Annotated in this window: 10 protein-coding genes; 7 read left to right on the forward strand and 3 right to left on the reverse strand. The window is 62.4% G+C overall.

Going from position 1 to position 13,311, the window contains the following annotated elements; translation table 11 throughout:
* Together gmd and F7R20_RS06815 are read right to left on the reverse strand one after the other, a co-directional pair.
* A complete protein-coding gene (gmd, locus tag F7R20_RS06810; protein WP_003207047.1) occupies positions 1-969 on the reverse strand; it encodes a GDP-mannose 4,6-dehydratase in 969 nt (322 codons plus the stop codon).
* Positions 966-1,880, reverse strand: coding sequence for a GDP-mannose 4,6-dehydratase (locus F7R20_RS06815; protein WP_003207046.1), 915 nt, complete (start codon positions 1,878-1,880; stop codon positions 966-968). Before F7R20_RS06815 ends, gmd begins: the two co-directional genes overlap by 4 nt.
* 426 nt (positions 1,881-2,306) lie before the next feature.
* Between F7R20_RS06815 and F7R20_RS06820 the strand changes: the two genes are divergently transcribed.
* From F7R20_RS06820 to F7R20_RS06850, 7 genes are all read left to right on the forward strand, one after another.
* A complete protein-coding gene (locus tag F7R20_RS06820) occupies positions 2,307-3,950 on the forward strand; it encodes a glycosyltransferase (RefSeq protein WP_003207045.1) in 1,644 nt (547 codons plus the stop codon).
* On the forward strand, positions 3,944-5,236 hold the full coding sequence (locus F7R20_RS06825) for a glycosyltransferase (protein WP_003207044.1): 1,293 nt from the start codon (positions 3,944-3,946) through the stop codon (positions 5,234-5,236). Before F7R20_RS06820 ends, F7R20_RS06825 begins: the two co-directional genes overlap by 7 nt.
* Positions 5,233-6,105: a class I SAM-dependent methyltransferase gene (locus tag F7R20_RS06830; RefSeq protein ID WP_003207043.1), complete on the forward strand. Its 873-nt coding sequence runs from the start codon at positions 5,233-5,235 to the stop codon at positions 6,103-6,105. The genes F7R20_RS06825 and F7R20_RS06830 overlap by 4 nt, the downstream gene beginning before the upstream one ends.
* On the forward strand, positions 6,102-7,256 hold the full coding sequence (locus F7R20_RS06835) for an acyltransferase family protein (RefSeq protein ID WP_003207041.1): 1,155 nt from the start codon (positions 6,102-6,104) through the stop codon (positions 7,254-7,256). The genes F7R20_RS06830 and F7R20_RS06835 overlap by 4 nt, the downstream gene beginning before the upstream one ends.
* On the forward strand, positions 7,250-8,065 hold the full coding sequence (locus F7R20_RS06840) for a class I SAM-dependent methyltransferase (protein ID WP_003207038.1): 816 nt from the start codon (positions 7,250-7,252) through the stop codon (positions 8,063-8,065). The genes F7R20_RS06835 and F7R20_RS06840 overlap by 7 nt, the downstream gene beginning before the upstream one ends.
* A 178-nt stretch (positions 8,066-8,243) precedes the next feature.
* Positions 8,244-9,437 carry a DUF3142 domain-containing protein gene (locus F7R20_RS06845; RefSeq protein WP_003207036.1) on the forward strand — a complete coding sequence of 398 codons (1,194 nt, stop codon included), beginning with the start codon at positions 8,244-8,246 and terminating at the stop codon, positions 9,435-9,437.
* Positions 9,424-11,574: a tetratricopeptide repeat protein gene (locus F7R20_RS06850; RefSeq protein ID WP_003207034.1), complete on the forward strand. Its 2,151-nt coding sequence runs from the start codon at positions 9,424-9,426 to the stop codon at positions 11,572-11,574. Before F7R20_RS06845 ends, F7R20_RS06850 begins: the two co-directional genes overlap by 14 nt.
* 132 nt (positions 11,575-11,706) lie before the next feature.
* Here the strand turns inward: F7R20_RS06850 and lpdA are convergent, their stop codons facing one another.
* On the reverse strand, positions 11,707-13,107 hold the full coding sequence (lpdA, locus tag F7R20_RS06855; RefSeq protein WP_003207032.1) for a dihydrolipoyl dehydrogenase: 1,401 nt from the start codon (positions 13,105-13,107) through the stop codon (positions 11,707-11,709).
* Positions 13,108-13,311: the final 204 nt, after the last annotated feature.

Below are 13,311 nucleotides of genomic sequence, written 5' to 3' on the forward strand. Positions count from 1 at the left end.
CTACTCCTTGGCGACGCGTTTCATGTCCGCATCCATCATCATGCGGATCAGGGTGTCGAGGTCGGTCCTGGGCTTCCAGCCCAGGACGCGTTGTGCCTTGGCCGGGTTGCCGAGTAGCACTTCGACTTCGGCCGGGCGGAAAAACGCCGGGTCGATCTTGACGAAGTCACGGTAGTCCAGGCCCACGTGTTCGAAGGCAATCCTGCACATCTCGCGCACAGTGGTGGTGACGCCCGTGGCCACTACGTAATCGTCGGGAGTGTCCTGTTGCAACATCAGCCACATGGCCTCGACGTAATCGCCGGCAAAGCCCCAGTCGCGCTTGGCGTCGATATTGCCCAGGCGCAACTCCTGCTGCTTGCCCTGCTTGATGCGTGCTGCAGCGTCGGTGACCTTGCGGGTGACGAACTCGATGCCACGCAGCGGTGACTCGTGGTTGAACAGGATGCCGCTGCTGGCATGCAGGCCGAAGCTTTCCCGGTAGTTGACGGTGATCCAGTGACCGTACAGTTTCGCCACGCCATAGGGGCTGCGTGGGTAAAACGGGGTGTGCTCGTCCTGCTGTTCGGCCTGGATCAGGCCGAACATTTCGCTGGTGGACGCCTGGTAGAAGCGCGTATGCACGCTGAACTGGCGAATGGCTTCGAGCAGGTGGGTGACCCCCAGTCCATCGACAATGCCGGTGGTCACGGGTTGGTCCCAGGAGGCCGCGACGAAACTTTGCGCGGCCAGGTTGTACACCTCGTCCGGTGCCGACTTGATCACGGCCCGTTGCACCGAGCAGGCATCGGCCATGTCACCGTCCAGGTAAACGATGTCCTGTTCGATGCCCATCTCTCGCAGCCGCCAGCGCGAGTCGCTGCTTCGTCGTGCCACCAGGCCGTGGACCTTGTAACCCTTGTCGAGCAGCAACTTGGCCAGATACGCGCCGTCTTGACCGGTGATCCCTGTGATCAATGCACTTTTCATTCTTGTTGTACCCGTATCTCCCAGTCGGACAGGATCGCCCGCAAGGATTGTTGTGTTGTTGTTTCAGGCGTCCATCCGGTGGCCTGTCGTAGCTTGGCTGGGCTACCACAGACGCGACGCTGTTCTGCGCGGCGAAGACGCGCAGGGTCCTGGATCAGTTGCACGTCGATCTGGGCGATATCGCCCAGTTGTTCGATCAGGCTGCGAATGCTCTGCTCGCGGCCCGAGCAGATGTTGTAGACCTGCCCCGGGGCGCCTTTGTCCAGCAGGGCCACGTAGGCCGAAATCACATCGCCGACATCAAGGAAGTCGCGGGTTACGTCGATATCGCCCACTTGCAGCCGAGCCGGTTGCAGGCCCAGCTTGATCCGGCTGATTTGCCGGGCGGCGCTGGCAATGACGAAGCTGTCCTTCTGCCCGGGACCGATGTGATTGAACGGGCGGGCCACCAGCACCGGCCAACCTTCGCTCATGCCCCATTGCAGGCTCAGCAGTTCGGCCGACAGCTTGCTCACGGCATACGGGTTGCGCGGGGAGGGCAGTTGCAGTTCGGTAATCGGCAGGTGGTCTTCGCTGACTTGACCATAGACATCACCGGAGCTGACGTACAGGAACGTCCCGGTGAAACCCCGGGTCTTGAGGGCCTGGAGCAGGTTCAAGGTGCCCAGCAGGTTGATGTGCAGGGTGCGCGCCGGATCGCGGAAGGCTTCAGGAACAAACGTCTGGCCCGCCAGGTGGATCACGGCGTCGGGAATCTCGGGCCAGAGGCCTTCCAGGGTCTTGGCATCCATCAGGTCGTAGCGGGCAGCGACAGGCATCACCTGCCACGCCAAATCATGACCGTTCAGTCGAGATTTGAGGTGACGTCCAACGAAACCGCTGAGGCCCGTAACGAACAGACGTTTTTTCAAGCACCAGCCTCCTTCGACGGTTGCTTCGTCTAGTGCGAACCGAGTGGGAAATTTCCGTAAGATCGGGGAAAAATCACTCAACGATCAGCCTGGAGAAGCGTTTGTTGTAGTTGTTTGGTTGCCAATCTGTGCCAATTTCGACGCAATTTCAACAGCGCAAACCGTGACCGGTCAGTTCTCATATTTATAGCGGGTTTATTCTCGCCGAGCGGTTCACGAACCCTTGGTGGATGTGTTTAGAATGCCCCTCGTCACGTTGCTCCTGGTGCTGATCTTCAAGTCGGATCGCTGGGGCCGGACCACAAAAAAACAAGAACGAGACGGGTAGCAAGACGAACGACACGTGGCGGCCCCGGGCCGGCTCGATGCGTGACTCGACCGTCATGAAGTGGGGCTGCCGGGATGGCGGCGCCATGATGGGATCCCATGAATTTCATTCTTTACTCGGACGTAAACGATCACTCCATCAGCCAGAGCCTCGGCCGCCCTGAGTACAGCTATTACTTCGTGCTCAAGGCCTATCGTCCCGTACTGGAAAGCCTGGGGCCGGTGCATGTGGTGTCGTCGGTCGCCGAGGTCGATCCGCTTTACCAAACGTTGCAGGCGGCCGGGCAGGACTGCTTGTTCCTTTCGTTCTCACCTCCGCACAAGACGCCGCTCGACCTGCTTTGTCCGATGGTCTGCGTGGTGGCCTGGGAGTTCGATTCGATCCCGGCCGAGCACTGGGACGACGACCTGCGCCATGACTGGAGCCGCACGCTGGCCCGTCATGGTCGGGTGATTACGCTGTCCAGCCACACGGCCGAGGCGATCCGTCGAACTTTGGGCGAGGGCTTCCCGGTGTTGGTATTGCCCACGCCGCTGTGGGAGCGTTTCGCGGCGGTTCGTGAGCAACACCCAAGCTTGCCGGTGAACCCGGGTACGACCTTGCAGATCAAGGGCTGCATCATCGACAGCCGGCCCCTCGGGCTTTCGGCGGACGGCTTGATCGCGCCGATCTTCGAAGAGGCGCCGGAGCCAGAACCGGAACCAGAGCCGATCATCGAGCCAGTCATCGAGCCACCACCCCTGACTTGGCGGCGGCGGGCATTCATTTCCCGCCATTACCTGCGTGAAATGATTCGTGCCTTTACCGGCAAGACCGAGCAGGGCCCTGTGTGGCTGTTCAAGCACAGCCTGTTGTGCTGGTATCGAGAAGCGGTCCGCGACTTGATACCGGTGCCGATACGCGTTGCGGTCAGCAGGATCCTGAGGGGGCCGGCACCGCCGCCGGTGATCGTCGAGACCGCTCCAGAGCCTGTTCCAGAACCCATTCCAGAGCCCGCCTCACCGGAACATCCCCAGGCCGTCCTGCCGGACACCAGCCAGGTGGTGGAGACCGACGTCAGCGGGGTGGTGTACGTCAGCGTGTTCAACCCCGATGACGGTCGCAAGAACTGGCATCATTTGATCACCGCATTCTGTTGGGCCCTGCGCGACGTCGAGGACGCCACGCTGGTACTGAAAATGACTCAGAACGACCTGTCGACCTACTACGTCGAGCTGTTGACGCTGCTGTCCCAGCTGTCGCCGTTCAGTTGCCGGGTGGTGGTGATGCACGGTTACCTGGGGGACGAACAATTCGCCCGGCTGTATGGCGCGGCGAGTTTCTACGTCAATGCGTCCCGCTGCGAAGGCCTGTGCCTGCCATTGATGGAGTTCATGTCCTGCGCCCGCCCGGTCATCGCACCGGACCACACGGCGATGCGCGACTACATCGACGACGAGGTGGCCTTCATCGTCAAGTCCAGCCGCGAACCGACCATCTGGCCGGAAGACTCGCGCATCTTGTACCGCACCCTGCGCCATCGGCCCGACTGGGGCTCATTGAAACTCGCCTACCAGCAGAGCTACGCCATGGCGAAGCACCAGCCGCAGGCCTACCAGGCCATGGCCGTTGCCGCGAACGAGCGGATGCGCCGCTATTGCGCGTTCACTCCGGTGCAGCAGCGCCTGGTGGATTTCCTGGCTGTGCCCGGTTGTGACGAAGGGCTGCCGTTGGTGCTCCAGGCAGGTACCGCCTCATGTTGATCATCATTTATTCGGAAACCAACCAGAGCAACATTCTGGAAAACCTCGGCAAGCCCGAGTACAGCTATTACTTCGTGCTCAAGGAGTTTCGCCCGGTGTTGGAGCGGTTGGGACGGGTCGTCGAAGTGACTCGGCCTGATGATGAGGTCGATCAGTTTTACGCCGATTGCCTGGCACGTGGCGAGGATTGCGTATTCCTGTCGTTCTCCCCCCCTCATCGTACCGCTGCCCACTACGCTTGCCCGACAATTGCGGTGTTCGCCTGGGAGTTCAGCACCATTCCTACCGAAAGCTGGCAGGGCGAACCCCGGCACGACTGGCGAGTGGTCCTGGGCGCAACCGGCATGGCGATTACCCACTCCAGCTTCACCGTTAAAACCGTTCGTGAAGTGATGGGAGAGGACTTCCCCATCACTGCCATCGCGGCGCCGGTGTGGGACCGCTTTGCGGCGCGCGGCGCGGTGCTGGCCCAGCGGTCGACAGTGGATCACATGCGCGTGCAATTGCGTGGCCTGTTGATCGACAGCCGCACCACCGACCTGCGGCCTTATGGTCCGCCGGCGCATCAGGCTGGTACGCCGCTGGTGCTGGACGGCCCGGCGCAGGATTGCGAGTTGCTCCTGGACGGTGTGATCTATACCTCCGTGTTCAATCCTTATGACGGCCGCAAGAACTGGAAGGACATGATCAGCGCATTTTGCGCGACGTTCCGCGACGTTTCCGACGCGACTCTAGTGCTCAAGCTGACGCATCACGACGTCACTGCCGCGCTCACCGACATGCTCCATCACGTCTACAAGAACCAGGCGTACCGCTGCCGCATCGTGCTGATACATGGCTACCTGGCGGACGCGGATTACGAGCGGCTGGTGGAAGCCACCCGATATGTGGTCAACAGTTCCTATGGCGAAGGGCAGTGCCTGCCGTTGATGGAGTTCATGTCCTGCGGCCGCCCGGCGATTGCGCCGCTGAACACGGCGATGGCCGACTACATCGACCACGACAATGCGTTTGTGGTGGAGTCGACCGAGGAGTTGACCGCCTGGCCCCACGACCCCCGGGCCGCGTACCGGACCCTGCGTTATGTCACTGATTGGGACTCGCTGTGTTCGGCCTACCGCGCCAGTTATGACGTGGCCAAAAACGACCCTGAGCGTTACCGCCGCATGTCGGCCCACGCCGTGCGCAGCCTGGAGAAGTTCTGCAGCCAGGCCAACGCCGAGCAGCGTTTGCGGGTTTTCTTCGAAGCCATACCTGAGCGGCGCCGGAACGCGCAGGAGTCGTGATCCGCCGATGGCTGGCCGGGCTCAGGCCTGCGGTGGAACCTTCGCCACCGCCGGCGACCGCCGTTTCGCCCCGGAATGCCGGCCTCTACGACGCGATGCTCGACGGCTGGTTTCGCAGTGAAACCGGCGAATTGCTCAAAGGCTTTGCCATCACTGCCGACGACACCTTGCTGGATGTCGGCTGCGGCGAAGGCGTGGCGACCCTGTTTGCAATGCGCCAGGGTGCCTCCGTGATCTTTACCGACAGCGAACAAGACAAGGTGCGCGACCTGGCCCGCCAGGTCGAGGCCCAGGCCGGTGCGCCTTTCCTGGGCCTGGTCAGCAACAGCCTGCCGCTGCCCCTGGCCGATGGCTGTGCGAACAAGATCGTCTGCATGGAGGTGCTCGAGCATATCCATGAGCCGGAGCCGTTCATGGCTGAACTGGTGCGCATGGGCCGGCCAGGGGCGCAGTACTTGCTCAGCGTACCGGCATCGGTGGGCGAGCATTTGCAACAAGGCATCGCGCCGCCGGGCTACTTTCAAGCGCCCAACCATGTGCAGATTTTCAGTGCCGAACGATTTGCCGCGCTGGTGGAGGAGGCCGGGCTGGTAATCGAGCATCGCCAGGCCAGCGGATTTTTCTGGGTCATGGGCATGATTTTCTTCTGGGCCAGCGAACAGGCGGCTGGCCGGGACCTCGAAGGTGCGGTGCGTGACCGTATCCAGGCGCCGTATCCAGCGTTGATGGAGCGCTGGGCGAGCCTCTGGCAGGACTTGCTGATGCAACCTGACGGTTTGGCGATCAAGCAGGTGCTCGACCGGTTCATGCCCAAGAGCCAGGTCATCATCGCGCGTAAACCCGATCCTTTCTCCGGGAGCACTTCATGAGCAGCAAGCGGATCATGGACATCGAGTTGCTGCGCGCCGTTGCGGTGATGGGCGTGTTGTTCCATCACCTGCAAGGCATGCCGTTTCCTGGCGGATGGCCGGGCCTGGCCGCCTTGGCCGACAGCTTCCAACTGTGGTGGGGCGTGGATCTGTTCTTCGCGATATCCGGGTTCGTCATCGGACGCAGCCTGATCCCGCAATTGCGTCGCTGCGACAGCCCTCGGCAATTCTGGATCGTCACCCGGGATTTCTGGATTCGCCGGGCGTTTCGCCTGTTGCCGTCGGCCTGGCTCTGGCTGCTGCTGGTGCTGTTCGCGGTGTTCTTCCTGAACCGTTCCGGCGCGTTCGGCAGCGTGCAGGCCAACCTGCAGGCGACCCTGGCCGGTTTCCTGCAGTTCGCCAACCTGCGTTTTGCCGATGCGTTCATGCACTATGAATACGGCGCAAGTTTCGTGTACTGGACGCTTTCCCTGGAGGAGCAGTTCTATTTGATCCTGCCGTTGCTGGTGTTTGTCTCGCGCCGCTATCTGGTGTGGGTGCTGTTGGCGGTGGTGCTGGTGCAGTTTTTCACCTGGCGGGCGCTGTGGCTGTCGGTGATCCGTACCGATGCCCTGGCGCTGGGTGTGTTGCTGTCGATCTGGAGCCTGCGACCCAGCTACTGGCGCTTCGAGCCCACGTGGTTGCGCCACCCGCCCTTGGGGATGCTGTTGGTGCTGGGCCTGGGCAGCGTGATGGCCTGGATCGCGACCGAGCACTTCAATTTGTCGTTCTACCGCCTCGGGGTCATTGCAGTGCTCAGTGCCGTGCTGGTCTGGGTGGCCTCCTATGATCGGGATTACCTGTTGCCCCGCAGCCGTTTTAAAACGGCGCTGACCTGGGTGGGCAGTCGTTCCTATGGGATCTACCTGATCCACATCCCGGTGTTTTTCCTGTTGCGCGAGTTGTGGTTTCGTTTCGCACCCTTGGGCTCGCCGGATCCGGCAAGCCATCCCTGGCTGGCCCTGGCCTGTGCCTTGTCGCTGATCGGACTGTTGAGCGAACTCAACTACCGCTGGGTCGAAATGCCCATGCGCAATCGTGGCGCTCAACTGGTTGAGCGCCTGGCCGCCGCCCGAACCGTCCTTCCTGTCTCTGGAGCCCCGTCATGCTGAGCCTTTTGAAGAAACTCACCACGGGCACGCCCGCGCCCGCTGAGCCGGTCGCCGACAAGGTCGACCCGTATATGCTCGGGCTGCACGATGCGATGCTCAGCGGCTGGTTCAACCAGCAAACCGGCGAACTGTTCACCGGTTTCCCGGTGACCCCTGAGGACACGCTGCTGGACGTGGGGTGCGGCGATGGCGGCAACGTGCATTTTTGTGCGATGCGCGGGGCGAAGATCATCATCGCCGACATCGACGCGGCCAAGGTCGAGGCCACTCGCCAGCGCTTGAGCGACACCCCCGCGCGCGGCGTCGAGTGCCACGTGACCGACTGCAACCCGCTGCCCATTGCCGACGCCACGGCCACGCGAGTGGTGTCCACGGAAGTCATCGAACATGTCGACGACCCGGCGCAGTTCCTTGCCGAACTGGTACGGGTCGGCCAGCCCGGTGCGCTGTACCTGTTGAGCGTGCCGCATCCCAGCTCCGAAGACCTGCAAAAGGACATCGCCGCGCCGGAGTACTTCCGCAAGCCCAACCACATTCGCATCATCAGCGAAGAGCAGTTCAAGGCGATGGTCAGCGAGGCGGGGCTTACGGTGTTGAGCCACAGCCAATACGGTTTCTACTGGTCGATGTGGATGCTGTTGTTCTGGGAGGCCAAGGTCGATTTCAGCAACGCCGACCACCCGTTGCTCAATCATTGGGCCGACACCTGGCAAGCCGTGCTGAATTCGCCGCGCGGCGCGCAGATCAAGCAGGCGCTGGATGCGGTGGTGGCCAAGAGTCAGGTGATTATTGCGCGCAAGCCTGAGTGATGCCCTCTGTGGGAGCAAGGCTTGCCCGCGATAAATGCGACGCGGTCCTCCGGGAATCGAGGTGCCTGCTTCGCGAGCAAGCTTTGCTCCCACAGCAGGATCAAATCTCCTCTGCACCATTTTCGCTTCGACCCGAGTGGCGGTAATCTGCTGGCCTTTGATGGGTGGTTAAGGCTTCATGACTGTTTTTTTCCGGCTCTCTTTGGCCCTCGCCGTGTTGCTTTTGGGGGGCTGCGAACAACCCCCGGCTCCGGCTCTCGATCAACAGCTGTATATCTGGCAGCGCCAATGGACCAAGGCCCACGAGCCGGCGCTGCGCCAGAGCCGTGGCGATTTCTCCAGCCTGCGGGTGCTGGCGTTGCAGGCTTTTCCCGGGGCGGGCTGGAGCCGTGCGCGGATCGATCCGGCCCTGCTCAAGGCTGACGGCCGCCCGCTGATCGCCGTGATTCGCCTGGACGGCCAGCTCAAGACCCTGGACCAGGATGAGGTGATCGCCCAGATCCAGCAGGTGCTGGGCGATTGGCAAGCCCAAGGCCTGATCCCGGTGGGGGTAGAAATCGACCACGATGCCGGCAACGCACGGTTGCCGGCCTATGGAAAATTCCTCGGCCAACTTCGGCAAGTCCTGCCGGCCAACGTGCGGCTGAGTATTACCGCGCTACCGGCCTGGCTCGACAGCCCTGCCTTGCCGGGATTGTTGGAAACGGCGGACAGCAGCGTGCTGCAGGTCCACGCGGTGAGCGATCCACGGCAGGGATTGTTCGATCCGAAACAGGCCCGGCGCTGGGCACAACGCTGGAACGAGGTCACCAAGAAGCCGTTTTATCTGGCCCTGCCGGCCTACGGTGTCGCGCTGCTGACCCAGGAAAATGGCGCTCCTGTGGTGGAAAGCGAAGTGCCGATCGATCGCGCTGGCGAGCGGCGGGAATTGCTGGCCGATCCGCAACAAGTGGCCGGGCTTGCGGTAGATTTGCGTGCCGATCCGCCGAAACATCTCGCTGGGCTGATCTGGTTTCGCCTGCCGCTGGCCGGCGACCGACGGGCGTGGAGCCTGACCACGCTCGGTGCCGTCGCCCGGGGGGACAACCTGGACAGTCGGCTGGCGTTGCAGTGGGAGGAGCAGGGTGGTTTGTACGATATCCGCCTGGTTAACCAGGGCAATCTCGACAGCCCCTGGCCCCAGCGCCTGACGCTGGCTGTTGGCGCGTGTGACGGCGTCGATGCCTTGGCCGGTTATACGTTGCAACAAACCCCCGGACTGCTTACCTTCACCCGCATTCAGGAAGGCCGCTTGGCTGCTGGCAGCCAACGGGCAATCGGCTGGGCGCGCTGTACGAAAATTGACCAAGGAGGTTTCAATGTTTACCCGTAAGTGGCCTCGTCACCTACTGTGTCTGAGCCTTTGTCTGCCGCTGGGCCCGGCGCTGGCCTGCGGGCCGGATTTCCCGATGCGCCTGCTGGATAACCGCGCCCAGTCGCTGGCCGAATTGCCCGAAGGCAGCTTTCGCTTCGAGGTCAGCCGCCTCGGCCAGGCGATTGCCGGGCTCAAGCCGGCCACCGAGGCGACGCGCAACCCGGACTACAGCTATGACGCCCCGTCTTCCTACGTTGAGCAACGCAACCAGGCCGAGCAGATCGGCCTGACCCCACCGCAGCAAGCGGTGGTGGAGCGCCTGCGAGCCCTGACCGATGTCGACCAGGTGGCAGCCGAAGCGGCCAACCTGCCTGATGAACTGCGCCTGTATGCGATTGGTGCGGCGGCTTTCAACGTCGGTGAGCATCAGCGCGCCGTGGAAGCGTTCCAGCAGTTGCTGGCGTTACCGGCCGACCAACGTCGGTTGCGCAGCACCTGGGCCGCGTACTCCCTCGGACGGGCCTTGTTCGCCGTGAGCACCGAGGCCGGCAGCGGCGACCCTGTGGTTTTGCAGGACCAGGCGCGAGCGGCGTTTCGCCAGGCCCGCGAGTTGAGCATTTCCGGCTTCAGCGATCCGCTGGAACTGGGCATCGCCAGCCTTGGCGAAGAAGCCCGGGTGGCCTACACCGCTGACGATTGGGACAGTGCCATCGGCCTGTATGCGATCCAGAACCTGCAAGGCTCCCCGGTGGGCTACAGCTCGTTGCTGCAATTGGCCGGTGATTTGAGCGCCCAACCGGATGAGCGCTTGAGCGAATTGCTCAAGTCCAAGGCGGTGCAGCGATTGGTCACTGCCTACCTGCTCAGCCGCGTCGGCTGGTGGGACGGTGAAGAACCCTCTGGCGATAAACGGCTGTTCGAACTGTTGCGAGCCAACGCCCGGGACAACCTGGACGATGCCGATCGTTTGGCGGCGGTGAGTTACCAGCACGGCGATTACGCCAGCGCCCAGGCTTTTGTGCAGAAGGCTTCCGACACCGGCCTGGCCTGGTGGGTGCGTGCCAAGCTGGCCTTGCGCGACGGCGACAAAGTGGCCGCAGCGGCGGCTTATGCCAAGGCCGCCCAGGCTTTCCCGAACGATGAGTCATGGGGCGGCCGGCGGACACCGGATTGGAACTTCGAGTCGGTGCAGCCCAAGTGCCGGGTCGAAGGTGAAAGCGCGATCCTGGCCTTGCAGCGCGGCGATTACCTGCAAGCCTTCGATCAGCTCTATCGCGGCCAGAGCAACTATTGGTACGACGCTGCCGCAGTCGCCGAGCGTGTGCTGACGGTGGATGAGCTCAAGCAGTACGTTGACGCCCAAGTCCCGGCGCCACCGGCGTTGAGCCAGGAGGATCGGGACAACTATGTGCCGCTGCCCGTGGCTGCGAGCCTGCGCAATCTGCTGGGTCGTCGCTTGCTGAGGGAAGGGCGCTTTGATGAGGCACCGGCTTATTTCGATAACGCAGACTTGCAGAACAAGGCCCGCGCCTATGGGCAATTGCGCCAGGACGCGGAGTCCAAATGGTGGCCAACCCGACGGGCCGAGGCGTATTTCAATGCGTCCTGGATGGCGCGCAAATGGGGCATGGAGTTGCTCGGCTATGAGATGGCGCCGGATTACGCCAGCCTGGGAGGCAACTACAGCCTGGAACCGGTTGAACTGAAGGTTGGGCCGCTGGTGGCCGAAGGCGAAGTGCAACGCCAGCAGGCCAGCGCGGCGCAGCCGGACATGCGTTATCACTATCGGTTTGTTGCCACGGCGTTGGCGAGTCAGGCGGCGGATCATTTGCCGCATACCAGCCAGGCGTTTGCGGCGGTGTTGTGTAACGCGGTGGGGTACAACTCCAGCCTTGAAGAGCAGAGCGCGTTGTATCAACGGTACGTGAAGGAAGGCCCGTATGTGGATTGGGCATGGAGCTTTGGTTACCAGTGCCCTTATCCAGAGTTCAACAAGGCCGATAAACGCTACGTCACCCAGGCCCTGGACCCGATTCGTTCGATGTTGCGACCTTACAAGGGGTGGCTGCAAATGGGCGGTGTGGTGCTGGTAGTGGCGGTGGCGTTGGGGCTGATCAGCCGCCGCCGGCGCAAGGCGCGGATGTCGGCCTCCTAAGCTGAATAACCCATTGTGGGAGCGAGCTTGCTCGCGATGACGGCATAGCAGACGCTACAAAGGCGTATGTGATTGCCCCATCGCGAGCAAGCTCGCTCCCACAGGGGGGGGTATCGCCAATGGGGCGTGCCCCTACATCTGCGTCGCCATCCCCTCCACATTCATGGCCGCCTGGCGCAACGCCTCCGAGCGGGTAGGGTGTGGGTGGCAGGTCAGGGCGATGTCCTCGGCTGAGGCGCTGAACTCCATGGCCACGCAGTATTCACTGATCATCTCACTGACGCTCGGGCCGACCAGGTGCACGCCAAGGATCTCATCGGTGCGTTCATCGGCCAGGACCTTGGCGAACCCTTCGGTCTCATGGTTGATCTTGGCCCGGCTGTTGGCGGTGAAGGGGAACTTGCCGACCTTGTAGGCACGGCCTTCGGCCTTGAGCTGTTCCTCGGTCTTGCCGACGCTGGCCAGTTCCGGACGGGTGTAGATGACGCTGGGAATCAGCGCATAGTTGACCTCGGCGGCCTTGCCGGCGATCTGTTCGATGCAGACCATGGCTTCGTCCTCGGCCTTGTGGGCCAGCATCGGTCCGGACGTCACATCACCGATGACCCAGACGCCGGGCGCTTCGGTCCGGTGATGCTGGTTGGCGAGCATGCCGCGCTTATCAGGGCTCAGTCCGACGTTCTCCAGCCCCAGTCCTTGCGTGTAAGGCCGACGACCGATGGCGACCAGCACGTAATCGGCGTCCAGGGTCTGTGCTTCGCCGCCCGCCGCCGGTTCGATCTGCAGTTGCACGCCGCTGGCCGAGGGAATGGCTCCGGTGACCTTCGAACTCAACTTGAACTGGATGCCCTGTTTGCCCAAGGCTCGTTGCAGGGTCTTGCCGGCCTCGCCATCTACCCCCGGGCAGATGCGATCGAGGTATTCGACCACGGTCACCTGGGCACCCAGGCGCCGCCAGACTGAACCCAGTTCGAGGCCGATGACGCCGGCGCCGATCACCACCAGATGTCGGGGCACCTCACTCAGGGACAAGGCGCCGGTGGAGTCGAGGATACGCTGGTTATCGATGGTCACGCCTGGCAGGGGCGTGGGTTCCGAGCCGGTGGCGATGACGATGTCCTTGGCGCTGAGTTCGGTCTTGGTGCCATCGTCGCCTGTAACGGTCACCTTGCCCGGCCCGTCGATGTGGCCCCAGCCTTTGATCCAGTCGACCTTGTTCTTGCGAAACAGAAACTCGATGCCCTTGGTCAGGCCGGCCACGCTTTCGTCCTTCTGCTTCATCATCTGCGCAAGGTTGAGGGTGGGGCTGACTTCAATGCCCAGGTTGGCGAATTCCGTTCCCGTGGCGGCTTCGTACAGTTCAGAGGCATGCAGCAAGGCCTTGGAGGGCATGCAGCCGACGTTCAGGCAGGTGCCGCCCAGGGTGGCTCGGCCTTCGACACAGGCGGCTTTCAAGCCCAATTGCCCGGCCCGAATCGCCGCGTTATACCCGCCGGGTCCGCCGCCCAGAATGATCACGTCGTAGTTGCTCATCGTTGTTCTCCCGCTTGGCCTGATGAAAAATTATGGTCGTAATATGAGCGTTTCCAGAGATTTCGGTCAAGGCTTAAGTCAAGAGGTCGGCGCAGGCCTTGTCATGAAGAATTCAAAACGGAAATTTCACAGGAATCGTTATAAGGTAACGGCATATAACGGAGCGTCGGTGGCGTTTGTCCACGGGCCCGGATTTTGATCGCC

Source organism: Pseudomonas brassicacearum subsp. brassicacearum, from assembly GCF_008801605.1.
Lineage (GTDB): Bacteria > Pseudomonadota > Gammaproteobacteria > Pseudomonadales > Pseudomonadaceae > Aquipseudomonas > Aquipseudomonas brassicacearum.